Origin of the sequence: Hoyosella sp. YIM 151337 (assembly GCF_026041215.1) — a bacterium.
Taxonomy (GTDB): Bacteria; Actinomycetota; Actinomycetes; order Mycobacteriales; family Mycobacteriaceae; genus Hoyosella.
Map to the genome: position 1 here is coordinate 305,769 of NZ_JAPEIQ010000039.1, position 22,962 is coordinate 328,730.

The 22,962-nt window shown below is 64.0% G+C and carries 24 protein-coding genes; 12 read left to right on the forward strand and 12 right to left on the reverse strand.

Going from position 1 to position 22,962, the window contains the following annotated elements; translation table 11 throughout:
* Positions 1-47 precede the first annotated feature (47 nt).
* Positions 48-656 carry an NAD(P)H-dependent oxidoreductase gene (locus ONR57_RS19555; RefSeq protein ID WP_265125318.1) on the forward strand — a complete coding sequence of 203 codons (609 nt, stop codon included), beginning with the start codon at positions 48-50 and terminating at the stop codon, positions 654-656.
* A gap of 71 nt (positions 657-727) precedes the next feature.
* On the opposite strand, the gene ONR57_RS19560 is transcribed toward ONR57_RS19555, so the two are convergent.
* Genes ONR57_RS19560 through ONR57_RS19600 form a run of 9 tightly spaced genes read right to left on the reverse strand, consistent with a single transcriptional unit; the run spans position 728 to position 9,949 of the window.
* Positions 728-1,027, reverse strand: a complete 300-nt coding sequence (locus tag ONR57_RS19560) for a hypothetical protein (protein ID WP_265125320.1) — start codon at positions 1,025-1,027, stop codon at positions 728-730.
* A 26-nt stretch (positions 1,028-1,053) separates the two neighbouring features.
* Complete coding sequence (locus ONR57_RS19565) at positions 1,054-2,061, reverse strand: glycosyltransferase family 9 protein (RefSeq protein WP_265125322.1); 1,008 nt, start codon at positions 2,059-2,061, stop codon at positions 1,054-1,056.
* Positions 2,052-2,780 carry an SDR family oxidoreductase gene (locus ONR57_RS19570; RefSeq protein WP_265125324.1) on the reverse strand — a complete coding sequence of 243 codons (729 nt, stop codon included), beginning with the start codon at positions 2,778-2,780 and terminating at the stop codon, positions 2,052-2,054. The genes ONR57_RS19565 and ONR57_RS19570 overlap by 10 nt, the downstream gene beginning before the upstream one ends.
* A 21-nt stretch (positions 2,781-2,801) precedes the next feature.
* Positions 2,802-4,202 (reverse strand): D-glycero-beta-D-manno-heptose 1-phosphate adenylyltransferase, encoded by a 1,401-nt coding sequence (gene rfaE2 / locus ONR57_RS19575; protein WP_265125326.1) that lies wholly within the window; start codon positions 4,200-4,202, stop codon positions 2,802-2,804.
* Positions 4,199-4,780, reverse strand: coding sequence for an SIS domain-containing protein (locus ONR57_RS19580; RefSeq protein WP_265125328.1), 582 nt, complete (start codon positions 4,778-4,780; stop codon positions 4,199-4,201). Before ONR57_RS19580 ends, rfaE2 begins: the two co-directional genes overlap by 4 nt.
* Positions 4,777-5,814, reverse strand: a complete 1,038-nt coding sequence (locus ONR57_RS19585; protein ID WP_265125330.1) for a glycosyltransferase family 9 protein — start codon at positions 5,812-5,814, stop codon at positions 4,777-4,779. The genes ONR57_RS19580 and ONR57_RS19585 overlap by 4 nt, the downstream gene beginning before the upstream one ends.
* Positions 5,811-7,331 carry an HAD-IIIA family hydrolase gene (locus tag ONR57_RS19590; protein WP_265125332.1) on the reverse strand — a complete coding sequence of 507 codons (1,521 nt, stop codon included), beginning with the start codon at positions 7,329-7,331 and terminating at the stop codon, positions 5,811-5,813. Before ONR57_RS19590 ends, ONR57_RS19585 begins: the two co-directional genes overlap by 4 nt.
* On the reverse strand, positions 7,328-8,953 hold the full coding sequence (locus ONR57_RS19595; RefSeq protein ID WP_265125334.1) for a carbamoyltransferase C-terminal domain-containing protein: 1,626 nt from the start codon (positions 8,951-8,953) through the stop codon (positions 7,328-7,330). The genes ONR57_RS19590 and ONR57_RS19595 overlap by 4 nt, the downstream gene beginning before the upstream one ends.
* A 36-nt stretch (positions 8,954-8,989) precedes the next feature.
* Complete coding sequence (locus tag ONR57_RS19600; RefSeq protein ID WP_265125336.1) at positions 8,990-9,949, reverse strand: NAD-dependent epimerase/dehydratase family protein; 960 nt, start codon at positions 9,947-9,949, stop codon at positions 8,990-8,992.
* A 78-nt stretch (positions 9,950-10,027) separates the two neighbouring features.
* On the opposite strand from ONR57_RS19600, the gene ONR57_RS19605 reads away from it, so the two are divergent.
* Both ONR57_RS19605 and ONR57_RS19610 read left to right on the forward strand, forming a co-directional pair.
* The gene (locus ONR57_RS19605) at positions 10,028-10,939 is read left to right on the forward strand and encodes a glycosyltransferase family 2 protein (RefSeq protein ID WP_265125338.1); all 912 of its coding nucleotides are present in this window, start codon (positions 10,028-10,030) and stop codon (positions 10,937-10,939) included.
* The gene (locus ONR57_RS19610; protein WP_265125341.1) at positions 10,932-11,825 is read left to right on the forward strand and encodes a glycosyltransferase family 2 protein; all 894 of its coding nucleotides are present in this window, start codon (positions 10,932-10,934) and stop codon (positions 11,823-11,825) included. The genes ONR57_RS19605 and ONR57_RS19610 overlap by 8 nt, the downstream gene beginning before the upstream one ends.
* 5 nt (positions 11,826-11,830) lie before the next feature.
* Here ONR57_RS19610 and ONR57_RS19615 read toward each other — a convergent pair whose 3' ends face one another.
* The gene (locus tag ONR57_RS19615; protein ID WP_265125342.1) at positions 11,831-12,901 is read right to left on the reverse strand and encodes a hypothetical protein; all 1,071 of its coding nucleotides are present in this window, start codon (positions 12,899-12,901) and stop codon (positions 11,831-11,833) included.
* Positions 12,898-14,430, reverse strand: coding sequence for an FAD-dependent oxidoreductase (locus tag ONR57_RS19620; protein WP_265125344.1), 1,533 nt, complete (start codon positions 14,428-14,430; stop codon positions 12,898-12,900). The genes ONR57_RS19615 and ONR57_RS19620 overlap by 4 nt, the downstream gene beginning before the upstream one ends.
* 184 nt (positions 14,431-14,614) lie before the next feature.
* On the opposite strand from ONR57_RS19620, the gene ONR57_RS19625 reads away from it, so the two are divergent.
* The 9 genes from ONR57_RS19625 to ONR57_RS19665 all read left to right on the forward strand — a co-directional run bounded on the left by ONR57_RS19625 (position 14,615) and on the right by ONR57_RS19665 (position 21,990).
* Entirely contained in the window at positions 14,615-15,547 is a 933-nt protein-coding gene (locus ONR57_RS19625) for a glycosyltransferase (protein WP_265125346.1), read from the forward strand.
* Between the two features lie 23 nt (positions 15,548-15,570).
* Positions 15,571-16,785, forward strand: coding sequence for a glycosyltransferase (locus ONR57_RS19630; protein ID WP_265125348.1), 1,215 nt, complete (start codon positions 15,571-15,573; stop codon positions 16,783-16,785).
* 89 nt (positions 16,786-16,874) lie between these two features.
* Positions 16,875-17,201, forward strand: coding sequence for a hypothetical protein (locus ONR57_RS19635; protein WP_265125351.1), 327 nt, complete (start codon positions 16,875-16,877; stop codon positions 17,199-17,201).
* Positions 17,202-17,253: 52 nt separating this feature from the next.
* Positions 17,254-17,454 (forward strand): CsbD family protein, encoded by a 201-nt coding sequence (locus ONR57_RS19640; RefSeq protein ID WP_265125353.1) that lies wholly within the window; start codon positions 17,254-17,256, stop codon positions 17,452-17,454.
* Between the two features lie 7 nt (positions 17,455-17,461).
* Positions 17,462-17,911, forward strand: coding sequence for a hypothetical protein (locus tag ONR57_RS19645; protein WP_265125355.1), 450 nt, complete (start codon positions 17,462-17,464; stop codon positions 17,909-17,911).
* Positions 17,912-18,006: 95 nt separating this feature from the next.
* Positions 18,007-19,290, forward strand: a complete 1,284-nt coding sequence (locus tag ONR57_RS19650; protein ID WP_265125357.1) for a cytochrome P450 — start codon at positions 18,007-18,009, stop codon at positions 19,288-19,290.
* A gap of 11 nt (positions 19,291-19,301) precedes the next feature.
* Positions 19,302-20,495 (forward strand): D-arabinono-1,4-lactone oxidase, encoded by a 1,194-nt coding sequence (locus ONR57_RS19655; protein ID WP_265125359.1) that lies wholly within the window; start codon positions 19,302-19,304, stop codon positions 20,493-20,495.
* Positions 20,492-20,872 (forward strand): sensory rhodopsin transducer, encoded by a 381-nt coding sequence (locus tag ONR57_RS19660; protein ID WP_265125361.1) that lies wholly within the window; start codon positions 20,492-20,494, stop codon positions 20,870-20,872. The genes ONR57_RS19655 and ONR57_RS19660 overlap by 4 nt, the downstream gene beginning before the upstream one ends.
* Positions 20,869-21,990: an aromatic acid exporter family protein gene (locus ONR57_RS19665; RefSeq protein WP_265125363.1), complete on the forward strand. Its 1,122-nt coding sequence runs from the start codon at positions 20,869-20,871 to the stop codon at positions 21,988-21,990. Before ONR57_RS19660 ends, ONR57_RS19665 begins: the two co-directional genes overlap by 4 nt.
* 3 nt (positions 21,991-21,993) lie before the next feature.
* On the opposite strand, the gene ONR57_RS19670 is transcribed toward ONR57_RS19665, so the two are convergent.
* Positions 21,994-22,953 (reverse strand): TIGR03885 family FMN-dependent LLM class oxidoreductase, encoded by a 960-nt coding sequence (locus tag ONR57_RS19670; RefSeq protein ID WP_265125365.1) that lies wholly within the window; start codon positions 22,951-22,953, stop codon positions 21,994-21,996.
* Positions 22,954-22,962: the final 9 nt, after the last annotated feature.

Consider the following 22,962-nt stretch of genomic DNA (forward strand, 5'->3'; position numbering starts at 1 on the left):
GATGAGGGTACCTGGCCCATCAGAGCCGATTCAGGAGGTCCGCCGCAGTGTCACAGTTGAAAGCCGTCGCGCTCGTATGCACCCTGAAGCCCAGCCCAGCTGAGTCGAGCAGTCAGCTGCTCGCGGAGCAGATTCTGCAAGCGTTGGAGGAACACGACGTAGCAGGCCAGTGCATCAGAGTTGCGGATCGTTCAATTCCGCCTGGCGTGGAACACAGGGTCAACGACAGCGATGAATGGCCCGAGATCCGCGCGGAGGTGCTGGAGTCCGACATTGTTGCCATCTGCACCCCAATCTGGCTCGGCCACCCCTCGAGCCTGGCGCAACGGGTATTGGAACGCCTGAACGCTGACCTGTCTGAGACTCAAACCGATGGTCGTCCAATCATGTGGGACAAGATTGGCCTGGCGGGAGTAGTGGGTAACGAGGACGGGGCACACAAAGTGATATCCGACCTGTTCCAGGGGATGAACGACCTTGGTTTCACGACTCCCGCGTATGGCGGCGTCTACTGGGTGGGTGAGGCTCGGGGCGGCACGGATTATCTGGAACTCAGTTCCATTCCGGAGTCTGTCGCCGGGACGCTGGGCAACATGACGCGAAATGCGGTGCATCTCGCACGCCTGTTGCGAAGCGCCGGGTATCCAGGCGATTAACGCGGAAGCAAGCCAGCCTTAACCGGTGGAAGCCCCGCTGCGAAAGGGGCTTCCACGCCTAATCAGCGGGCTCAGATGTCCAGCGGGCCTTTGCCTTCAGCTGAGACTTGGCGGTCACTTGTCTTTTCTGGATGTGTGGCAAGCTTGCGATTCGCCTGCCAGCGCCACAAAATGCCACCAGCGACGAGGAAAACAACGACACAAACACCAGCGATCACAGCCAGCGTCGTTTCGCCGGATGCAGCGGCGATAAGCCCAAGTGGCAGCGCCACGACTGCGAAGCCGATGAGTAAATAGGCCAGGCGGGCCATGCCACGGCCCACCGAGGTGTGGAATGCTTCCTCACGGCCGGCGTATTCGGGTTCCTTCATGGTCTTCCTCCACAACGTCGGACTGCTTAAGGGTTCCCAGTCAGGGCGATATCCAAACCTCGGGCAATCGTGTGGCGCTGTCCGAGCTGGTTCTCGACGGCCTCGATCACGGCGGTCACTGAGATCGCGAGCAGCCCAGGGTCAGTGGTCGCGCCGTGGGGATCGCCGCGGCGTCCGGCCCAGAGGACGCGGTGGCGGGGCAATCGGGGCGGGCCCCACTCTGCGGGCGAGGTTGGGCCAAAAAGCGTGACTGACGGTGTCGTGAAGGCGGTCGCCAGATGCGAGACTCCGGTGTCTCCACAGACGACTAGTCGTGCGCCCGCTACGAGTGTGCAGAGCCCCGTCATCTGCGTCCGTCCAGCGAGGACCCGGCTCTCGGGCAATCCTGCCGCGTGCGCAACCGTCAGTGCGCGCGACCGCTCCGCCACGGAGCCAGTCAGGATGACGTGTTCACCGCGCCCATGGAGCCAGCGGACAACCTCAGCGAAGCGGCCCGCCGGCCACCGCCGAGCTTCCGCTGCCGCGCCAGGGTGGATGAGTACGCAGTCCGCTGCCGGTGAACGCTGAGCCGGGGCCCGCAGGCACAAATCCTGCGGGTCAGTATCAATGCCGTATCCGGCCAGCAGTCCGCACCACCGGACCACCTCATGCTGGCCCGCACACCACGGCACGCCACCTAGTTCGGGGAAGGCCGGGTGGTGATGCGTGATGACCTTGCGTGGTGCCGCAAGTAACAGGTCGCGGTGGCTTTCTGGACCGGAGCCGTGGAGATTGACGGCGACGTCGACAGGCTCCGCAGCCCAGCGGAGACCGCCAAGCCCAGGAGTCGGCATAACAGCGTCCACCGCGCCAGTGCGTAACGCCAGCGGCCGCAGCGGTGCGGGGCAGGCCAAAATGATCTTGTGCGAACGGTATTGTCGCCGCAGCGCGCGCAGCGCGGGAACCGCGGTGAGGAGGTCACCGAGGCCGAGGGCGCGCAGCACCAGCACGACAGGCCGGGCATCCGCAATGCCGGCGGTACCGGTCACGGCCATGAGCCCTCAGTGGAACTACATACCAGCAGTTCCCGAACCTCGCAGCCGGGCGGCTGGCGCAGTGCGAAAAGCACCGCCTTCGCAACATCGGCAGGTTTGTTCAGCATCGCGTCCGGCGGCGGCTTGTACTGCTCGTCCCGGCCGTCGAAGAAAGCGGTCTCCATGCCACCGGGGACCAGCAGGGTCACACCGACCCGCCCGGCGGTTTCCGCAGCGAGCGCGCGGGTGAATCCCACGACAGCGAACTTCGAGGCGCAGTAGGCGGTCGCGTCGCTCACCGCACGCAAGCCCAGTGTGGACGCGCACGTAACCACCCGGCCGGCGTTCCGTTCCAGATACGGAAGTGCCGCCCGTACCACCGACACAGTCCCCAGCAGGTTGACGTGGATCACCCGCTCCCATTCTTTGCGGGGAACCTTGTGCAGTGGCCCACACGAATCCACCCCCGCTGCGGTGAACACCGCATCGATACCACCCGCGCGTTCGGCGAGCGCGTCCACAGCGGACTCCGCGGCTTCGCTGTCCCCAATATCTGCCTGAATGAAATGGACTATGTCCGGATGGGGCGCGACCTGGTCGATCACCAGCGGAGTACCGCCAGCCGCGCGTACCGCTTCGGCAACAGCAGCCCCAAGGCCGGATGCCCCACCGGTGATGAGCACATTACCTAGCGTTTCTTGCGTTGCTTCTGGACCCTGTTGAGTAATGGATTCGGTCACAACCGCTTCCTTCCGTTGCGTTCAGGACGAATGTCGCGCGCCGTCCGCCTGCAGGCGGCGAAGCAGCGACGTCGTCGAGTAGCCCCCGACAGTGGGAACGATGACGATGTCGCCGCCATAGCGGCGAATCACATCAGCCTCCGGGAGATCAATGGGTTCATAATCTCCGCCCTTCACCCAGACGTCGGGGCGGAGCTGTTGCAGAACCTCGCGGGGATCGTCCTCGTCGAAGATCACCACAGCGTCGACAGTTGCGAGTTCGCGCAGTGTTTGTGCCCGATCAGCCTCGCTGAGGACGGGGCGGGTGGCGCCTTTTAGCCGCCGGACCGACGCGTCGGAATTCAGACACACAACGAGCGCGTCGCCGAGTGCACGGGCTGCACGCAGCAAACTGAGATGTCCGCGGTGGAGGAGATCGAAGCAGCCCCCGGTGGCGACGATTCGCCGTCCGTTCGCCCGCAATGTTTGGACAATCGCGTATGGGTCGCTATCGAGGCCAGCCCGCGAAGGCCGGTTGCGCGCGGTGACGTCCACCGATAGTCGGCTTGCGCCGCCCCGGAGAACATACTGCGTCGCCGCGTGCACCGCTTCGGTCACTGCTCCCGCGCTGTCAGCGCCTGCTGCCAGATGGGCGGCAGCGGTGGCAGAAAAACAATCTCCCGCTCCGCACACGTCGAGTCCTTCCGTAAACGTGGCGCAGCGGGGTGCTTTGACATGCGTGGTGCGGTGCCCGTCATTGACGTAAGCGCCCTCATCGGATGCGGTGACCGCAACCGCAGCGGCGCACCATGTCCGTCGCAGGACCGTGGCGTGTTCAGCAGCGCCACTGGCACTGCCGCTGAACGTGCGTGCTTCCGCGAGGTTCGGGGTGACAAGTGCGCAGCCCGGGATTGGTGTTGCACCGCGGGGATGGGGATCCCATACGATCGGGATCGAGCTGGCGAGGGCAGTGAGGGCATCACGCAGGGCGGGATGCCGCGTCACGTCGCGGCCATAGTCTGCAACCAGAATCGCGCTGGCGCCCGCAAGAGCGTCTAGTACTGTGCGACCAAACGGCGCTGCGATATCAGCGCGACAGTCACCGTCGTCCATTCTCGCGACGGTTCGGCCTTCGACCTGCACCCGGGTTTTCGTAGTCGTACGTCCGGTCGCTGGCAGTGGGCACAGTGTCACATGCGGGGCGAGCAGCTGCTGGAGCCGTTGTGCCTCATCATCGTCACTCATCGCGGTAACCAAGATGACGCGGTGCTCCGCACGCGCGGCGATCAGCGCGGCCAGGCCCGCGCCACCGGGACGTTCCGACCGCTGCGTCACGTCGATGGCGGGCGCGGAGGGTGAGTCGGGGCAACGCCGGGTGCTCACACCGTTGATGTCACGGTCGAGCAACACGTCGCCGAGCACTACAAGCGGTGCTTGGCTCATCCGGGCACTCCCAATTGCTCGTCCAGCGCCGCACACAGCACGTGTACCAGCGCTAAGTGCACCTCCTGGATGGTTGCTACGGATGTGGCGTCAACGGGAATCGCATCATCGGCCATGGTGGCCAGCGGATTCGGCGCCGGTCCCGTCAGCGCCCAGACTTTGACGCCAGCCTCCTGCGCTGTCTTAGCAGCGGCGAGTACGTTGCGGCTCGTACCGCTCGTGGAGAGTGCGATCAGAGTGTCACCCTCGCGGGCGTGCGCTCGCACTTGCCGGGAAAACAGTTGCTCTTCGCCGTAGTCGTTGACAATCGCCGTGCCGGCGGACGTGTCGGCGTGCAGCGCTATAGCGGACAGCGGTGCGCGTTCGGAATGAAACCGGCCCACAAGTTCGCCGCTGAGATGCTGCGCTTCCGCCGCACTGCCGCCATTACCGCACGTCAGCAAGCGTCCGCCCGCGGCGTACATGGCCGCGAGTTCGGCCGCCCAGCGGGCCACCGTGTCCGCATGGGCGGCGGTAGCGTCGAGGGCCTTCTGTAAATCAGCGAAATGAGCGTGCACGCTGTTCGGGAGTGCGGTCATGGCACGAGTTCTCCAATCTGAGTCGTGCGGTACAGCCGCGCAACGGCCGACAAGACGTCCTCCGGAGGGATGGAATCCAGACAGGGATGCCCAGGAATGGGGCAGACCCGTGCGCGACTGTTTCGGCAAGGTGCCGACTGATCACCGAGGATGACCAGTTTGTGAGCCGGCGGCGCCCATTGGCTGGCCGGCACTACCGGTGCAAACAAGCTGATGACGGGCGCTCCTACCGCCGCTGCAAGATGCGCGGGCCCGGTGTTTGGGACGATGACCGCTGCTGCCCGGCTGAGCACCGCGGCGAGTGATTCGAGCGATGTCTTACCAGCAAGGTTCCGGACGCCCAACGTGCTGCCTATTGCGTCGGCAGCGAACTCCGCCTCCCCAGGTCCGCCCGTAACTACCACGGAGTAGCCGCTCTCCCGCAGCGCTGCGAGGACGGTGCGGTACCACTGGGCGGAAGGCCGTCGCGCAGACACCGATGCTCCCGGATGCACGACGAGATAGTCGCCGGATTCGGTGAACGCCTGCTGACTGGCGGGCCTCGTTATCCGAAGCTCTCCCGCATCACTGCTGGGCAGCGTGAATCCCGCTGCGGCGGCCAGCGAAAGTGCGCGCTGCACTTCGGGAATCGCGGGCGGACTGTGGTGACGCAAATCGAGCAGCGACCCGGGGTAGTCGTCGCTGTGCGCGCCGATCCACGGCACCGCCGCCATCCGCAAGAGCAGCGCCAGCGGCAGTGACGATTGATGAAACGACGTGAAAATCAGCGCCCGGCTGAACGCACCGGCAGCAAGCTCACCAACAATCGCGGTGATATCACTGGCCGCTACGGGCGGCGGGTGGAAACCAACCCAGGGCGCATCCCACGTTAGCACCTGATCAACGCCGGGAAGTAACCGGGCTGCACCAGCTCCCTGGGGACCAGCGAGGAACGTCACTGGGCCCGTTTTCGCGGCCACCGCACGAACGGCGGGGCCGGTAAGGAGGACATCACCCATGTTGTCGAGGCGGCAGATCAGCGTCTTCCCACTCATCGCGCACCACTCTGGATCGCCATGGACACGGCCATTCCGAGGTCTTCCGCCACGAGCGCCTGTTCTTGCGCGGCCTCGATCTCGGGTTGCAACGTCCGTCGTGTTGGTACGAGGATCGCTCTGGCACCGGCCCGCAGCGCAGCGTCGACGTCCGCCCCGGTGTCCCCGATCATGACGCAGCTTTCCACCGGCACCCCGAGCTCGCGTGCCGCGTTCCGGATCATCGCAGGGCACGGCTTACGGCACCCGCAACCGTCGTCCTCGCCATGCACACATATCTGCCAGGTATCGAAGCGGCCAAATTCGGCATTGACGCGCTCGTTGACGGCCAGGAGTTGCCTGATGGTGATCAGGCCGCGCGCGACGCCGGACTGATTAGAGACGACACCAACCCGTAACCCCGCCTGGCGGGCGCGCTCGACTGCTTCAAGCGCCGCCGGCATCGGGGTCACGCCGTCCGGGTCATTGAGATAGGGCACGTCGCGGATCAGCGTGTCATCCCGATCGAACAGGATCGCCTGGATGAGCGGCCGCGGCGCGAGAGCACTGGAACGCACCCGCCCAGTGCGCACATCCCATTCGCCGCGCAACCGCTGCATGCATGCAACCGGCGGGATTAGCCCGCTGGTGACGACCATCTGCCACCACTCTCGGAGCGTGCGGGGCCCCGCCGTCACACGTTCAAGGGTGAACCGCGCGGTCAGCGCGAGCCAGAGCGCGGATGCTGTGGTCAACGCGCGGCGTCTGCCCGCGAGAGCGCCGCCGACCGCGGTGACGAGCGCCCCAGTGATTGCGGTGTAGTACGGCAATCTGGAGGGACGTTCCCCTGACCGGCGGCGCCAGGCGTCACCGAATTTGGTCCGCATGAGCGCATCGTCACGGTTACCGCGCTGCGCTCGCACGCTTGCGAAAAAGCCCGCCTGCGCAACCGGGTGCACGCTCAGCCGGTCACCGCGAATGATGCTGTAGCCAGCGCTGACCACCCGCAGCGCGAGATCGGCGTCTTCACGATAAGCGCGTGGGAACGCCTCGTCGAAGCCGCGGACGGCTTCGAGCACCGCACTGCGGTAGGCCATGTCAGCGGTGATCCACCTGGCGTTCTCTAGGCCCAGCGTGCGGCGCTCGTTGTCGGTGGGTTTGCGATCTGCAGGGAACGGAACCGTAAGCCGCGCCTGAATCCCGCCGCAGTGAGCCGGAGCCGCCGCGAGATCTTTGCTCAGGTGTAAGCACCATTCGGGCGACACCGAAACATCGTCATCGAGGAAGACCACCCAGTCGCAGGTACCGCGCACCGCCTGCCAGCCCACATTCCGGGCCGCTGCGGGTCCACGGCCGCCGCTTCGCCGGATTTCACAACCGAACCGCGCCGCCGACTGCTCCATCGCAGGATCGGCGCGATCAAACACCACCACTATGCGTGAAGGACGTGGCCCCGCCGCGCCGTTGATGCTGCGCAGCAACGTGAGCAGGCTTTCACGGCCGATCGTGGGGATCACGATGCTGTACGACGCGCTCATGGGCGCCGCACCAAGAACGGGCCGATCGCGAGTACGTCGATTGGCGACGCGCCGAAGCACTCGAGTGCGTCTCTCGGGCTGTCAACGATCGGTCGGCCTGCCGTGTTGAAACTCGTGTTCACCACCGTGGGCAGTCCAGTAAGGGCTTCGAACTGTTCGAGCGTGCGCGCAAGCACCGGGTGCTCAGCCGCGGACACCGTCTGGATTCGGGCGGTCCCATCGACGTGTGTCACCGCGGGAATACGATGGCGCCAATCTGGATCTACGTCGTGAACGAACAGCATGTACGGGCTCGGCAGTGGGCCGCGGGAGAAGATTCTGCTGGCACGGTCAGCCAGCACCATCGGCGCGATAGGCCGGAACTGTTCGCGGCCCTTCACGTCATTGAGACGCTCGAGGTTGTCGGAGTAGCCGGGATGTGCGAGCAGCGAGCGCTGCCCGAGCGCGCGAGGGCCAAACTCGGCCTGCCCCTGGAACCAGCCGACGATCGCGTTGTCGGCGAGGCATTCAGCGACGGCATGAGCGAGGTCATCAGGCCGCTCGTACCTGATTTTCGCGCGTTGCAGCACCGCTTCTATCTCGGCGTCAGTAAACCCGCGCCCAAGAGCGGCAGTCCGCATCGGCTCTATCGCGTCGCCTCCCTCAGCCGCGACCGCGAGGGCAGCGCCGAGGGCAGTGCCCGCGTCCCCGGCCGCAGGCTGAACCCAGATGTTGTCGAACGGGCTTTCATCGAGCACACGGGTATTGGCAACACAGTTGAGTGCTACACCGCCCGCCATTGCGAGATTGCGGGCACCGGTGCGGTGGTGCAGCCACTTACACATGCGCAACAACACTTCTTCGGTCACCAGTTGCACGCTTGCTGCGAAGTCCGCGTGTTTCGCTGTGAACTCGTCGCCGCGTGCGCGGCGTGGCAGGAAATGGCCGAAATCGACATGTTCTGTCTGGAACGTGCCATCGGCGAGATACTGGACGCGGAGGCGAAGTTCAGGAGCGAAGCGGGGGCTGCCGTATGACGCGAGGGCCATGACCTTGTACTCGTCGCTCGACCGGGTGAAGCCAAGGTGCTCGGTCGCGTCTTCGTAGAACAAGCCCAGCGAGTGCGGCAGCGCCACCTCGGAGAGGACATCGAGCTTGCCGTCCCGATACTCGCCAGCCAGCGCCGAGGTGCTTTCTCCGCGCCCATCGGTGACGAGTACCGCGCAGTCACCGAATGGGGCAGCCAGTCCGGCCGATGCCGCGTGTGCGACGTGGTGCCGAACATGCTGAAAAGCGGAGACGTCGAAGTCCGGGAAAACAGAGCGCAGAAAATAGGGGGCACGCTGCGCAAAGTGGGTTCGCAAATGTTCCCACACGGGGTCGGTCGCCGGGCCGTCATCGTCGGCGCGCGCCGGATCGTACGAGTAGGCGACAGCATCGATGTCAGTGATCGAAAGTCCCGCTTGCTGCAGACACCATGCGGCGGCCTGCTCCGGTAACTCCCACGCAGCGAAAGGAACTGGCCGCTTACCGTGTTTACGGCGGCTGAAGCGTTCCTCTTCCGCAGCAGCGACGATTCGGCCGTCGACAACGAGCGCCGCTGAGGGATCGTGGAAAACCGCGTTGATACCGAGGACGCGCACCTTGGAAACCTCCTGATGTGAAGAGCAGCAGCCTGCTCACGCCGCCGCGGTGACAACCGCGCGGAAGTACGGGATTGTGCGGAGCAGGCCATCGCGTGTAGCAACCTCCGGCTGCCAATCGAGTTGCTCCGTCGCGCGGCTGATATCGGGGCACCTCACACGCGGATCGTCGTCAACCGGATCGGTGTGGATGATCGGCGAGGACGAACCGCAGAGGTCGCGGATCGTCTGCGCGATCTCCAGGACTGGCATCTCGTCCGGATTTCCGATGTTGAACGGGCCGAACTGGGCCGACCGTGCAAGGGCCAGCAGCCCAGCCACAGTATCCGAAACATGGCAGAGCGACCGCGTTTGTTCGCCACTGCCGTACACCGAAATGGGTGCATCGGTGAGAGCCTGGCACATTGCTGCCGGAACGAGCCGGCCGTCGTTTCGTTGCATGCGGGAGCCGAACGTGTTGAATATTCGGGCAATGCCCACATCCGCACCAAAATAGCGGGCGAAAGTCGCCGCGACCGCTTCCGAAAACCGTTTGCTTTCGTCGTAGGCGCACCGGGGACCAACCGGGCTGACATTGCCGCGGTAGGTTTCCCGTTGCGGGTGCTCGAGCGGGTCGCCGTATACCTCGCTTGTCGACGCGAGGACGAAGCGCGCGCCGCACTCCTGCGCGTACCGCATGAGGTTGAACGTGCCAAGTGAACCGGCTTCGAGCGTCTCGACGGGATGTTCCCCGTACGCCAATGGAGAAGCCGGAGACGCAAGGTGAAACACGACACTTGCTGCTGGCAATGTGGCCGGGAGAGGCTGCGAAATATCGTGTTCGATCAGCGCGAAGCGCGGATCACCAACAAGGTGAGCAATGTTCTCAGGAGAGCCGGTGACCATATTGTCGATGCACACGACAGCGGCGCCTGACCCATGCAGAGCTTCGCACAGATGTGAACCTATGAAACCGGCTCCGCCCGCAACCACAACAGGAACGTCCAATTGGTGCATGGGTCGGCTGATACCCTGCCACCTTCTGTATAAACATCGGACAGTTTGGGCGCGGGCCGTGTTGGGTAGAGACCTGGCGTGAGTGAACCCTCGAGCGTCAGCATGGCTGACACCACGGTGGTGATCGCGACACACAACCGGGCGCCGGAGCTGGCGCGCACACTGCGGCAGCTCACCCTGCTCACTCCGCTCTGTCCGGTCATTGTGGTTGACAACGCCTCAGCGGACGATACGCCCAATGTGGTGGCAGACCATGTGGGGGACTATCCGCCCGGCTACCTCACATACATCCGCCTGCTCCGGAACAAAGGCGCGGTGGCGCGAAACTTCGGAATCTGGCGAGCTCGAACGACCTACGTTGCCTTCTGTGACGATGATTCGTGGTGGGCGCCAGATGCGCTTCGCCGTGCGGAAGACATGTTCGCGGAGCACCCGCGCGTCGGACTCATCGCGGGACGCGTGCTTGTCGGCCCCCGCGGACTGGATGACCCCGTGAACGCACTTCTGGAAGACAGCCCGTTACCGAGGTCCCCTGATGCACCGGGGCCAGAGGTTCTCGGGTTCCTTGCGTGCGGCTGTGTGGCACGCGCGTTCGCGTTGCGCCAGTGCGGCGGCTTCAGCGACGTTCTCGAGTTCGTCGGGGAGGAGCGGTTGCTCGCGTATGAGCTAGCGGCTAGCGGGTGGCAGCAGTGCTACGTTCCGGACATTGTGGCGCATCATTATCCGTCGCCAACGCGTGCGGACCCGCAAGCCCGCATCGTGCTGGAGCGGCGGAACGAAGTGCTGACGGCCATCATGCGCCGGCCAGCCGGGCAAGTACGCAAAGCACTAGCGCGGCTGACCCAGGCTGTGTTCAGTGACCGGAGGCTCGCGCCCGCGCTCGGGGGCACACTCATGCGTCTCCCGCGTGCTATTGCGAGACGGCGCCCCGTACCGCATCACGTTGAGCAGCGCATCAGGATGGTGGAAAGGATCGCCGAGGATGGCTAGGCCGCGGATCAGCGTCGTGATCATGACGCACAACCGTAAGGACGAGCTCGATCGGACGCTGCGGCACATGATAGGCCTGGGTGAAGCGCCGATATTTGTCGTCGATAACGGCTCAAGCGACGGGACCCCGGAGTTCGTGGCACGTGCATACCCGGAGGCACAATTGATAGCGCTTCCTGACAATCGTGGTGCGGTCGCCCGCAACATCGCGGTCAACGAGGTGCGCACCCCGTACGTCGCGTTCTGCGATGACGACACATGCTGGGATCCTGGTTCTTTGACCCGGGCGGCGGATCTGCTCGATGCATATCCGGGTTTGAGTTCGGTTACCGGGCGCTGCCTGGTGGGCGAAGCCGCGACGGAAGACCCGATAACCCCGGAGATGCGTGACTCCCCGGTACCAGCGCCCGCGTGGCTTCCGGGCCCCGCGCTGTTAGGGATCATGGCTGGTCTCACCGCGGTTCGCGTCGAGGCGTTCCGCGGGGCGGGCGGGTTTCACCCGCGGTTCTGGCTCGGCGGTGAAGAGGAACTCCTGGCGCTGGACTTCGCGCGCGCCGGATGGTGGATGGTGTGGAATCCGGACGTGACCATTCGCCACTACCCGTCACGGAGCCGCGACGCGCGGCGGCGCCGGCAACTCGGGATTCGCAATACGCTATGGACGCTGTGGCTGCGGCGCCCGGTGCGCTCAGCCCTGCGGCGCAGCGCGGCGATTCTGTCGAGCGCGCCTCGTGACCGCGCCACCGTCGCCGCGCTTGCCGAAGCATTGCGCGGCGCCGGGTGGGTCTGGCGCGAACGCGCCGTCGTGCCGCCGGACGTGGAGAACGGGCTCGTGCTCCTCGAAGAGAGTCAACGGCGTTCGAAGGCCCGCCGTTACGTGGGGTAGCGGCGTTAACCGTCACCTACTGCCATGGCGGGGGCGCGCAGAATCGCACCGAAGCCGTTGTTGAACTTCACATCGTCTTGCGAACAGACCACCACTTCGCCACCCTGGTGGATGGTCGCCGCAATGACAGCGTCCTCCTCGCGTGTGTCAGTTTGGGCAGGTGATGGCTGTGTTTCCGTCAACGGCCTCGCCACGAGGAGAGTGTCGACGTTGCCTTGCTGCAGATTCGCGGCGACGATACGCATTCCGTCGACCGCATACCCGGAGCTGCGTCCCGATTCGATGCGGAACCGCTCGAGCGCCTCAGCGACGCGTTCAGCGCGACGTTGTTGCACGAGATCTGTGATCGCGTCTGCCAGGCGGGCATCGTCGGTGCCTTCCGCTCGGCCGCCCTCCGTTACGGAGTGTGTGAGTTTCTTCGCGTCCTCCGGCAAGTGACGCTCGATCCCGGTGCGGGCTTGCACTTCGCCGCTGAGCACGAGCATCGACGGTTTCACTTCGCGGACCACTTCCGCCAGGTATGTCGCCGTGTCGCGGTAGTTGCGCTCGATCATCTCCTCGGTGCGCTCCTGTACTTTCGCCCAGCTGAAGCGGTCGCCGACCGCGGCCTTGTGGATCGGATGGCGGTCCTGGTCTTCGCTGTCGAAATCGATGGCGTGCCCGTACTCATCTATGTAGCTGACGTCGACACCGTTGCGGTCGGCCTCCGCGAGGAGGATGTGTTGCTGCGGCGCGCCGAACTCGAACAGGGGGAGCAGGTGCGGCATGATCGCGAAACGTACGTCGGGTTGAGGGGGTGCCACCGGTAGTTCTTCATCGACAACGGTGACATCCTTGGTGAAGATAAGCGCTCGCCCGCGCCGGCCGATCGGTGGTTCACGCCGGGCGGCGAGTTCCGGCACTTTGCTGATCAGCTCGTCGGGCGTCCCCTGGTCCCGCAGCGCGTCCTGTACTGCTCGCCACTGAAGCTCGCGGCTTTTGATCGCATCTTCTGTGTTGTTGGAATCATCGATGTAAATCGATACAAAAGGGCCGTGGGTCGCGTCGAGGCGCTTCTTCAGATCAGCGTTATTCATCGATTAACAGCTCCCTTCCAGTTCGGCGTTGAGCTCTGAGCGAGATCCTGAGTGGCAGGCCCTTCGAGGAGAGTTCCGTCGGGGGCGAACCGTGAGCCATGTAGCGGACAGTCCCAGCTGCGCTCCGCGGAGTTCCAGCACAACACGCCCTTAAGGTGCGGGCATACCGCGGAGACTGTTCGTGTCTGGCCATCTACGGTGCTTGTGGCTACGGGCCGGAGACCGTCATGATGTACCTCGCCGTCCCCCTCAGCGGGCGGCTGGGGAAGTGAGCGGGCAATCTTAGCCCAGCTCTTGCCCACGTTGAGGCCGACTTTGGCGTTGAGCGCCGCAAAGCTCGGGAAGTGCCGTACCGCCATCGAACGCTGACTGTCGAAGAGATCTTCGCCTGGCGCACTGCGCCCGGTCAGGCGCGCGGCGAGAATGCGGGCCGCCGCCACCCCGTTCGTCATGCCCCACTTGGCGTAACCGCTCGCGAAAAGCACTGTCGAGTTTGTCGGCGTAAGGGCGCCCGCGACGGGCAGTCCATCAACGCTGCTGTAATCCTGGGCAGACCACTGGTGGGTCGGGGCGACCTCGGGGAAGTAGTGGCCCGTCCATGTGATGAGGTCGCGCACGTTGGCCCGGGTATTGCTTGATCGCCCAACGACGTGGCCGTTGCCGCCGACAAGCAAGTGACCCGGAGCGGACCGCAGCGACCGGGTGGGTGCGATATCGGGTTCATCGATGGAGATGTACATGCCTTCCGGCTGCAGTGCCTCGCTGGGCACCGCGTACGCGGTGAGGTAGGACCGTTCGGGTTCGAGCTTCGCGAAGAACCCGCCTCTGTCGAGGATTGGTGTCCCGGTTGCGAGCACCACTCGATCAGTCGTGATATCACCACCTGTGGTGTGTACGACCGCGGAGCCGGACGTGCTCACCCCCAATACGCGAATGCCTTCGTAAATCTGACCGCCGCGCGCGCGGATCTCCTCCGCGAGCGCGAGCGCTACACTCACCGGATCGAACTGGGCTTGCTCGTTCAGCGACACGAAACCGGCGATCGGGAACGGCGCGAAATCGAATGGTGCCCCGCGCGCTGATTCCACAGCGAGTCCCGCTGCCCGCGCGACTTCAGCCTCCTGCTCGACCGCGGGGAGTGTCGACGCGTCCTGCGCGATCGAATATGCGGCGCGCGTCTGTACGTCTACACCACTCTCGGCGCAGAACTCGCGCAACCAGGCCAGGGCGGACTGGTTCACCGCGGCATACTCGCGGACCGTGTCCATATCATGCGTTTTGCTTATCTCCGTGAGCTTCTTTCCCTGGAGGCACGATGCTTTCGCAGTGGTAAGCCCGGTGGTGAGTTCAGCGACGCCGAAGGCATCGAGCAGGGTGACACTCACACCGGCACGTGCGCATTCCAGGCCGCACACCAAACCAGTGAGGCCAGCCCCGACTATCACTACGTCGGGGCTGGCGCTGAAGTCGACGGAGTGCAGCGGCGCTGGTTCAGTCTCCGTCCGTGATTCAAGCCAGAGCGACGTCATACCGGCGGGGTACCGCACCAGGCGATCTCTAATCCTCTATTTGCGATTTGGATTGTCCCTATTTCTCAGGACTGCCGAATCACACATAGGGGTTTCACAGCGCTCGCAGTGGGGTAGGCGTCAGCGTATGGCTCAAGGGTTCAGCGGACTCTCGATACTCGTGTGGCACGTGCACGGTTCGTGGATGACCGCATTCGTGAGCGGATCGCACCGGTACGTGATTCCGGCGGGCCCGGGCGGCGGGCAATGGCTGCGCGGCCGCGCTGGGCGTGCATGGCCCGCGACGGCCATCGAGTCCAGTCCCGCTGCACTAGCTAGCGAGCAGATTGACCTCGTCGTTGTGCAGCGTCCCGAAGAACTGGCGTTAACGGAGGTCTTTCTCGGCAGACGGCCCGGTCTCGACGTCCCGGCCGTGTACGTCGAGCACAATGCGCCACGCCCCGGCAGCGCGGATGCGGTGCACCCATTGGCGCAATCTGAGTATGCGCGGGATATACCGCTCGTGCATGTCACGCACTTCAACCGCGTGATGTGGGATAACGGGCCGTGTCAGACATTCGTGGTCGAACATGGCATCGCGGACCCGGGTGTTCGCTACCGCGGAGATCTGCCGCGAATGGCCGCGATGATTAATGAACCAGGCCGGCGTGCTCGAGTGACGGGCAGTGACATGCTCCGTGATTTCGGTGCCGTCGGGCCAGTAGATCTCTTCGGAATGGGAAGCCAAGAGTTCGCTGGTGCGGTCGGTGGGGGGATTACCGGTAAGGGTGACCTGGCTCCGCCAGCGCTGCATCAGGCGGTGGCGCGAAGGCGCGTATATGTCCATACCGCGCGCTGGACATCACTGGGACTGTCGCTCGTCGAAGCCATGTACATGGGTATGCCCGTTGTTGTGTTCGCCGCCACGGAGGCGGCGAGTGTCATTCCGCCGGAAGCGGGGTGTGTCTCGTCGGACGTCGGCACTCTCACGGCGGCCGCTGAAGGGTTCATGCATGACCGTGAAATGAGCGGTGTGGCGGGGAAAACCGCACGGCAGTATGCCCAGGCACGGTTCGGTCTGGATCGTTACCTCGCCGACTGGGACGTGGTATTCGCGGAAGTCGTGGCCAGACAGTGAGGCCCCTGCAAGAAAGGTATGAGATGCGCATCGCAATGGTATCGGAGCACGCGAGTCCGCTAGCGACTCCGGGCACTGTTGACTCGGGAGGGCAGAATGTCCATGTCGCGGCGCTGTCCGCAGCTCTCGTGCGGCGCGGCCACGACGTTACTGTCTACACGAGGAGAGATGACCCGGAGCTGCCGGAACGCGTGACAAGCGACGACGGCTACACTGTCGTCCACGTGCCGGCCGGGCCGCCAGAGATAATTGCGAAAGATGACATCCTGCCGCATATGACAGATTTCGCACGCTTCTTGCGTCGTGACTGGGAGGTAGTCCGTCCTGACGCCGCGCATGCGCATTTCTGGATGTCGGGGATCGCGACCCAGCTCGCTGCGCGGGCACTTGGCATACCGACGCTGCAGACATTTCACGCCCTCGGCATCGTCAAGCGAAAATTCCAGGGAAACGCGGACACCAGCCCAGACGACCGCATCCGCACTGAGCGTGTGGTTGCGAAGTCTGCGTCGCGCGTCGTCGCGACAAGCTCTGAAGAAGCGTTTGAACTCGCCCGTATGGGTACGCCGCGCAACCACATCTCGGTCGTGCCGTGCGGCGTCGACCTAGAGATGTTCACCCCCGCGGAGGGCCGCCGCACTGAAGGTACCCGCAAGAGGATCGTGTGCGTCGGACGGCTCGTACCGCGAAAGGGATTTGAGACTGCGATTCGGACAGTGTCCGCACTTCCCGACACTGAATTGATCATTGCGGGAGGACCCGCGGAGGGGAAGGTCAAGGATGATCCGGAGGCGCAGCGCCTTGAGGGGCTCGCTGCCACTTTCGGCATCAGTGATCGCGTCCACCTCATCGGGCAGGTCCCGCGCGAGGATATGCCGGGCCTGCTCCGGTCCGCCGATGTCGTACTGTGTACACCCTGGTATGAGCCGTTTGGAATTGTTCCTCTGGAAGCGATGGCCTGCGGCGTACCTGTCGTAGCGCACGCTGTCGGCGGATTCCTCGACACCATCGTGGATGGTGTGACCGGCTTGCTGGTTCCGCCGCAGCGCCCCAGACTGCTGCTGAACAGCCTGCGCGAAATATTCGCGCATCCCTCAGTTGCCGAAGGATGGGGTGTCGCTGGCCGCGACCGCGCAGTCGCGCGGTACTCGTGGGACCAAGTGGCAATGGAGACGGAACGGGATTACCTGCACGTCGTACCGGCGCCGTCGCGTGTGCTGACGCAGAGTACGTCCTAGGGAATTTCTCCTGTTTGCCGGTTTGGGCGACGTGATCATGGGTATGCAGCACATGTCATCGAATCGACTCTGCCGAAAGGATGACAGCTATGCCGACCGAGAAAAACCGCGGTGACCGCGGCGAAGTCCGCGGTCCGGCCGAAGGAATCAGGCTGCCGCCTGCCGAAGAGGCGGATGTTTCGGGCCGAGTGAACGAAGAGATCGACTTCGAAGCCGGAGACCCGAACCGGCACGATCCCCGCGGTGAGGAGGCTCCCGGGGCAGATATTCCGGGCAGCCGAGTCGTACGCGAGAAAAAGCCCGTCCTCACGAAGACACCGCCGGTTAATCGGCGCTACATCTGGGTGGCACTACTTGTCGTGGCTGCCATCGTGGTCATCGCAATCGCCATTGGGGCCCTTACCGGGGCCTGGTGAGCAATCAACACAACCGAAGAACAGTAAGTCGCAACAACACAGGAGGCAACTGGTGTCTGACTTTGCAGACGAAATGAAGCACAAGGGCGAGGAACTTAAGGGCCGCACCAAAAAAGCGGCGGGCGAAGCCAGCGGTGACGACGAGTTAAAGGACGAAGGTACCGGCGACAAGATCGCCGGTAAGGCCAAGCAGGCCAAGGATAAGGCCGCAGACGCGGCACACAAAGCGAAAGACGCCATCACCGGTAACTGACGGCCACATGGCGCAGACCAGAAAGGCTGACATGCGACGGACGACGACGAAAAAAGGACTACTCGCAGCAGCATGCACGCTGCCTCTCGCTCTGGCGGTCGGCTGCAACGACGTAGGGACCGAAGACCAGCCACCTGAGCAGCCAGACCAGCCGGGTGTGAACGACACCAACGGCAATGGCATTGGTGACGACCTCGGTGATACCTGGGACGACACCCAGCAGGAGGTCGAGGATTTCTTCGCCACTGGTGGTGACACGCGTTGCGGGGACTTCATCGAACAGGATGAGGCCGACCAGTTCGACACAGTCGCGAGCTACCTGGAGGAAGAGCAGGACCGGACCTTCGAGTCCACTGATCCTGAGGTCGAAGAGACAACGATGAGGCTGCTGGAGGTCTGTGGAGACCCAGCCGAAGCAGACACCGAAATCCGTGACGCAGACACCGGGGGCATGTGAATATGACCTCGCTGAAACCATCTTCCAGTGGCGATCAGGAGGTCGATAAGCGAAACGACGAGCACCGAATCGGTGGGGTGAAAGGAGCTGCGCTCATGGCGCAGCTCGGCGCCCCCTCGCTGGCGTCGGGCGTCATCGCCCGGCGTCGGCTGGTGATGTCCTTCCTCGAGAAGGTACAGGCCGATGCGCCGGGCGTCGAAAAAGTGCGAAAGCTCCGTGCGGAGCATGGCGCGGAGCCGTTGGAAATTTCGCTGCTTGGACGCAACTTCGCGATCATCCTCGATCACGCTGACGTCGGCGCGGTGCTCAGTGGCGCCCCGGAGCCATTCCACCCCGCAAACCAGGAGAAAAAGGCCGCGCTCGGCGTGTTCCAGCCGCACGGGTCGCTGATCTCAGAAGGGGAAGAGCGCGAAGTCCGTCGTGAGACGAACGAACGCGCGCTGGGCTTCACCGATGAGATCCACGCGGCCGCGGAGGGCATCGTGTACCGGGTCGTGCAGGAAGCGCAAAACCTGTGCGAGCACGCCCGCGTCGTAGGCACGCTGGATGCGGATGAATTCACACGGGCGTGGTGGCGGATTGTGCGCACGGTCGTCCTCGGACCCGCGGCCCGAGATGATTCCGAACTCACCGATATGCTGTGGCACCTGCGCGCCACCGGCAACTGGGCGTATTTCCGGCCAGGCCGGAAGCGCCTGCGAGACGAGTTCACCGAGCGCCTGCACAAGTATGTCGAGAACGCTCCCCCCGATTCGCTCGCAGGGTCGCTGCCAGGTGTAGGCGATCGCGAAGAGGAGATCGGGCAGATTCCGCACTGGCTCTTCGCCTTCGACGCCGCTGGGATGGCGAGCATACGGGCCCTGGCGCTGCTCGCAACCCATCCAGAAAAAATGGCGGCAGCGCGCGGTGATGCCGAAGCACTTAGCGGGGGATTGCCGCAGGTGCTGCCGTACCTGCGTGCGTGCGTGCAAGAATCCGTGCGGCTATGGCCAACAACGCCAGTGATCATCAGGGACAGCACTGAGGACACTCACTGGCAGCATGACGGTGGCAAAGAAGTCACCATCCCTGCAGGGACAGCCGTGCTCATCTTGGCTGCAGCGTTTCACCGCGATGCTGAGCGTCTCACATATGCCGACCGGTTCGAACCCGAAATCTGGCTCGACGGCCGCGCGCAGCGGGAACCCGCACTGGTTCCGTTCAGCGCCGGGCCAGGTGAATGCCCGGGACAAAACGTGGTGCTGCTCGTCACGAGCACGCTGTTGGCGCAGCTCATACTCAGCGCCGATTTCGAACTAACGTCGAAGCCGGTGCTCACCCCGAACGAGGATCTCCCCGAAACGTACAACAATTTCGGGATCGAGTTCGCTGTTCGGTAATGGAAAGGTTCGTGAACTGGTCCGGAAGTGTGAGGTTCGACGCAGCGCAGCTGCGTCAGCCAAGTTCGGAGGACGGGGTCGCCGCGCTCGTGCGGGAAACAGCCGAGCGCGGTGGCAAACTCCGTCCGGTGGGTTCTGGTCACTCGTCGACCCCACTTGCCGAAACGCCTGACACGTTAGTGTCTCTCGACGCCATGTCCGGACTGGAGGCCGCTGATGCCGGGGCCGGAACGGCTACCGTCCTGCCCGGCACAGGTCTGTCGGATCTGGGCTCCGCCTTGGCCGGGCATGATTTGGCGATGGAAAACCTGGGCGATGTCGACTATCAGACGATCGCCGGAGCGATTGGCACCGGAACGCACGGCACCGGTCGCAACCTGGGTAACTTGTCGTCGACCCTCGTCGGCGGACGTCTCGTCACCGGTACCGGACGTGTTGTCGAATTCGGTGAGGGAGATGCTATCGACGGGAACGGCGACGTGTTGCGGGCCGCGCAGCTGGCACTTGGGTCATTGGGCATCCTCACCGCGCTACGGTTGAGAGTACGGTCCGCCTTCCATCTGCACAGACAGAATTGGATGACCCACATCGACTGGGTGCTCGACCATTTCAGTGAACTGTCTCGTGCATGCCGCCACGTCGATTTTTACTGGTATCCGCGAAGTGATCTCGCGCAGGTGCGCATCTTGACGCCCCCGGGGGAAGAGCCGGATGTGGTGCCGCCCGGGACCCTGAAGAAGGACGAGTCGGGCCCGTCCTACCAGATCATCCCTAACTTCCGCGATCTCAAGTTCGACGAGATGGAGTACATGGTCCCTCTGGAGGAGGGTCTCGACGTATTTCGGGCAGTCCGGGAGCGCGTCAAAGCGCGGCACAGGCATCGCGTAGGTTGGCGTGTCCTCGTACGTACCATCGCGCAAGACTCAGCGATGCTGACGAACGCGCCCCAGCCCACTATGACGATTGCGCTGCTGCAAAACGCGAGCCTGGAGTATGAAGAGTACTTCCGCGATGTCGAACCGATATTCCTTGCCGGGGGCGGGAGACCACACTGGGGGAAGAAGCATTACCGCAGCGCCGCCGACCTGCGTGAAATGTACCCCGAGTGGGATGACTTTCTCAGACTCCGGCAGGAATGTGACCCAGCCGGAGTCTTCTTGAACGACTATCTCGCCGAACTGCTTGGACTGAGGAGCGGCGCATGACATGCCCACCGATAGGTCACCGCCGCTGGGTGTTCACGGCCGGAAACATACCTCCGCAAGCGACCGGGCCAGAACCTGAATTCACCAGCCGGGATGAACTGTGCATCTTGAACGCGGGCGGCACCGACGTGTGCGCTGCGGTGACGGTTTACCACGAGGATCGCGAGCCGGTTGGCCCCTATCACATCGCCGTGCCCGCTAAGCGGGTCCGGCATGTTCGGGTCAACGATCTCATCGAACCGGAAGCAGTGCCGCTCGACGCTCCATACGCCATGATCGTCACGTGTGGCGCACCTATTGTGGTTCAGGTCAAGCGCCTTGATACCAGGCAGACGGCGCTGGCGCTGTCCGTCGACTCGGGGTTACCGCTTGGATGATTCGCACCGCGGCGCGCAACGTGCGCGAGCATGCTGTTTTGCTAGTGCTCGCCGCGCTTTCTGCCGGGCTGGCATACGGAGTCGCGAGCGTCGCGTTCGGGCCTGAAGGCGCGTTCTTCGCGCCGATCGCGGCCGTCATCTGTACAGGACTGACAGTCGGCCAGCGGCGGCGTCGGGCTATCGAGATCGCGCTTGGAGTCTTCCTGGGTGGTGCTGTCGCGCAAGTCCTCGTCTGGCTCGCCGGGCCAGGGGTGTGGCAACTCGCTTGCGCGGTGTTCGGTGCGGTGGTGATCGCGGCGTCCATACGCCCAAGCACACTGCTGGTGAACCAAGCGGCAGTCGCCGCGGTTGTCGTGATGGCGGTCGGCCCCATCCTGGAGGTGCCGTCATGGATCCGGTTAGCGGACGCTGTCATTGGCGGCGCGGTGGCCCTTACGCTGACGTCGTTGTATCCGGGTCATCCGGACCGAATCCTCGCGACCTCGGCGCGCCGATTCGTTGACGATTACGCCGCGATTCTGAATCAGGTCGCTGACGCGGTCGAAACCGAGTCGATTGCCGCATCGAACGAGGCGCTTGAACGAGTGCCACAACTCCAGCGGTCCGCAGGAGGTCTTTCCGAGGCTCTCTCGAACGCGCGGGAGCGCATGAGCAGCGGAATGCTCCTCCTGCCGCGGAAAGAGCGGGTGCGCGCCCGCACCGCGCTCTCTCGCGCAACCGCGCTGTCGGAATCAGCCGAACTGATGACCGCGACAGCGCGCGCGCTCTGCCGTGCAGCAGGCAACCTGGTGCGGCACCCGCATGGGGGAGCTGACCGCAGGCTTGCCGAAGCGCTGCAGCGGGTGGCGCGGACGGCATCCCGGGTACCCGAGTGGGCGGCAGGTACCGCCGACGTGGCACGGTTGCGTGCTGCCGTGCTGGACGTCGCAGAAGACGTGTCCGCTACCAGAGACGACACCAGCAAACGGCATCGCAGCGCCTCGCACACACGCACCGTACTGGTCATGCAGATCAGGTCAGCTGTGGTGGATATTCTCGCCGCGACCGGCTGGTCACGGACTCGAGCCATCGCAGAACTTGAGGCTCGTGCGGGCCGCAGTGATCAGCTGTGCTTGTGAACCTCAGCTTCCTAGCTGCGGCAGGACATGTTCACCGAATGCGTCGATGAATGGCGTTTGGTCCTGTCCGACGTGGTGGAGATAGATTTCATCGAAGCCGAGGGCGGCGTATTCGTTGATGAGTTCCGCGTGCCGTCCCAGGTCGGCAGTAATATTCACTCCGGTCGCAAGAGTGTCGTCGTCCACCTCGCGCGACAGTGCCTCGAACTCAGCGGGTGTGGAAAGCTCGGCCATTTGCGGCGGCTCCAGGACATTCGTGCGCCATTGTTCGCTAGCAAGTTGCCACGCGATATCCTCCGTCTCCGCCCAGCTCAGATGGACTTGGAGCACTGAGCGCCCGGACGGATTGCGCTCTTGAAACTCGCCCAGCATCCGCTTGAGGTCATCGAGCGGCTGGTTCACCGTGATGAACCCGTCCACGCGCGCAGCGAAACGCTGAACCGTTTTGGGAGTGAGCGCTGGAACGATGATCGGTACGGGTGTTTCGGGGACGTCCCAGATCCGCGCGGAGTCCGTTGAGATATGACGATGATGCGTCACTGTTTCTCCGCGATGCATGCGCTGAATTACGTCGATCGATTCTTCGAGAATGACTTGGCGAACTTCCTTGGGAGGCCAGGGATGTCCAGAGACACGTTCGTTGAGGTGCTCACCGCTGCCGGGCGCGAACCAGAACCTCCCGGGGAACATCACACCCAGTGTCGCGGCAGCGTGGGCGACCACAACTGGGTGATAGCGGTATCCGGGCGCGGTTACGGTGCCGAACGAGAGACCCGTGGTCGCGAGCGCGGCGCCGAGCCATGACCAGGCGAACCCCGAATGTCCCTGAGCGTGCGACCATGGCTCGATATGATCCGAGCACATTGCCGCTTCGAAGCCTGCCGCTTCGGCGCGCTGCGTATCCTCGAGAAGCTGCTGAGGGCTGATCTGTTCGTGGGATGCGTGGAATCCTATGAGGCTCAAAGCTTCTCC

What these genes read in the sequence shown, in the direction of transcription:
- ONR57_RS19560 (WP_265125320.1), bottom strand. Translation starts at nt 1,027, where the DNA reads ATGAAGGAACCCGAATACGCCGGCCGTGAGGAAGCATTCCACACCTCG.
- ONR57_RS19565 (WP_265125322.1), bottom strand. Translation starts at nt 2,061, where the DNA reads ATGGCCGTGACCGGTACCGCCGGCATTGCGGATGCCCGGCCTGTCGTG.
- rfaE2 (WP_265125326.1), bottom strand. Translation starts at nt 4,202, where the DNA reads ATGAGCCAAGCACCGCTTGTAGTGCTCGGCGACGTGTTGCTCGACCGT.
- ONR57_RS19580 (WP_265125328.1), bottom strand. Translation starts at nt 4,780, where the DNA reads ATGACCGCACTCCCGAACAGCGTGCACGCTCATTTCGCTGATTTACAG.
- ONR57_RS19585 (WP_265125330.1), bottom strand. Translation starts at nt 5,814, where the DNA reads ATGAGTGGGAAGACGCTGATCTGCCGCCTCGACAACATGGGTGATGTC.
- ONR57_RS19590 (WP_265125332.1), bottom strand. Translation starts at nt 7,331, where the DNA reads ATGAGCGCGTCGTACAGCATCGTGATCCCCACGATCGGCCGTGAAAGC.
- ONR57_RS19600 (WP_265125336.1), bottom strand. Translation starts at nt 9,949, where the DNA reads ATGCACCAATTGGACGTTCCTGTTGTGGTTGCGGGCGGAGCCGGTTTC.
- ONR57_RS19610 (WP_265125341.1), top strand. Translation starts at nt 10,932, where the DNA reads ATGGCTAGGCCGCGGATCAGCGTCGTGATCATGACGCACAACCGTAAG.
- ONR57_RS19615 (WP_265125342.1), bottom strand. Translation starts at nt 12,901, where the DNA reads ATGAATAACGCTGATCTGAAGAAGCGCCTCGACGCGACCCACGGCCCT.
- ONR57_RS19620 (WP_265125344.1), bottom strand. Translation starts at nt 14,430, where the DNA reads ATGACGTCGCTCTGGCTTGAATCACGGACGGAGACTGAACCAGCGCCG.
- ONR57_RS19625 (WP_265125346.1), top strand. Translation starts at nt 14,615, where the DNA reads ATGACCGCATTCGTGAGCGGATCGCACCGGTACGTGATTCCGGCGGGC.
- ONR57_RS19630 (WP_265125348.1), top strand. Translation starts at nt 15,571, where the DNA reads ATGCGCATCGCAATGGTATCGGAGCACGCGAGTCCGCTAGCGACTCCG.
- ONR57_RS19635 (WP_265125351.1), top strand. Translation starts at nt 16,875, where the DNA reads ATGCCGACCGAGAAAAACCGCGGTGACCGCGGCGAAGTCCGCGGTCCG.
- ONR57_RS19645 (WP_265125355.1), top strand. Translation starts at nt 17,462, where the DNA reads ATGGCGCAGACCAGAAAGGCTGACATGCGACGGACGACGACGAAAAAA.
- ONR57_RS19650 (WP_265125357.1), top strand. Translation starts at nt 18,007, where the DNA reads ATGGCGCAGCTCGGCGCCCCCTCGCTGGCGTCGGGCGTCATCGCCCGG.
- ONR57_RS19660 (WP_265125361.1), top strand. Translation starts at nt 20,492, where the DNA reads ATGACATGCCCACCGATAGGTCACCGCCGCTGGGTGTTCACGGCCGGA.
- ONR57_RS19665 (WP_265125363.1), top strand. Translation starts at nt 20,869, where the DNA reads ATGATTCGCACCGCGGCGCGCAACGTGCGCGAGCATGCTGTTTTGCTA.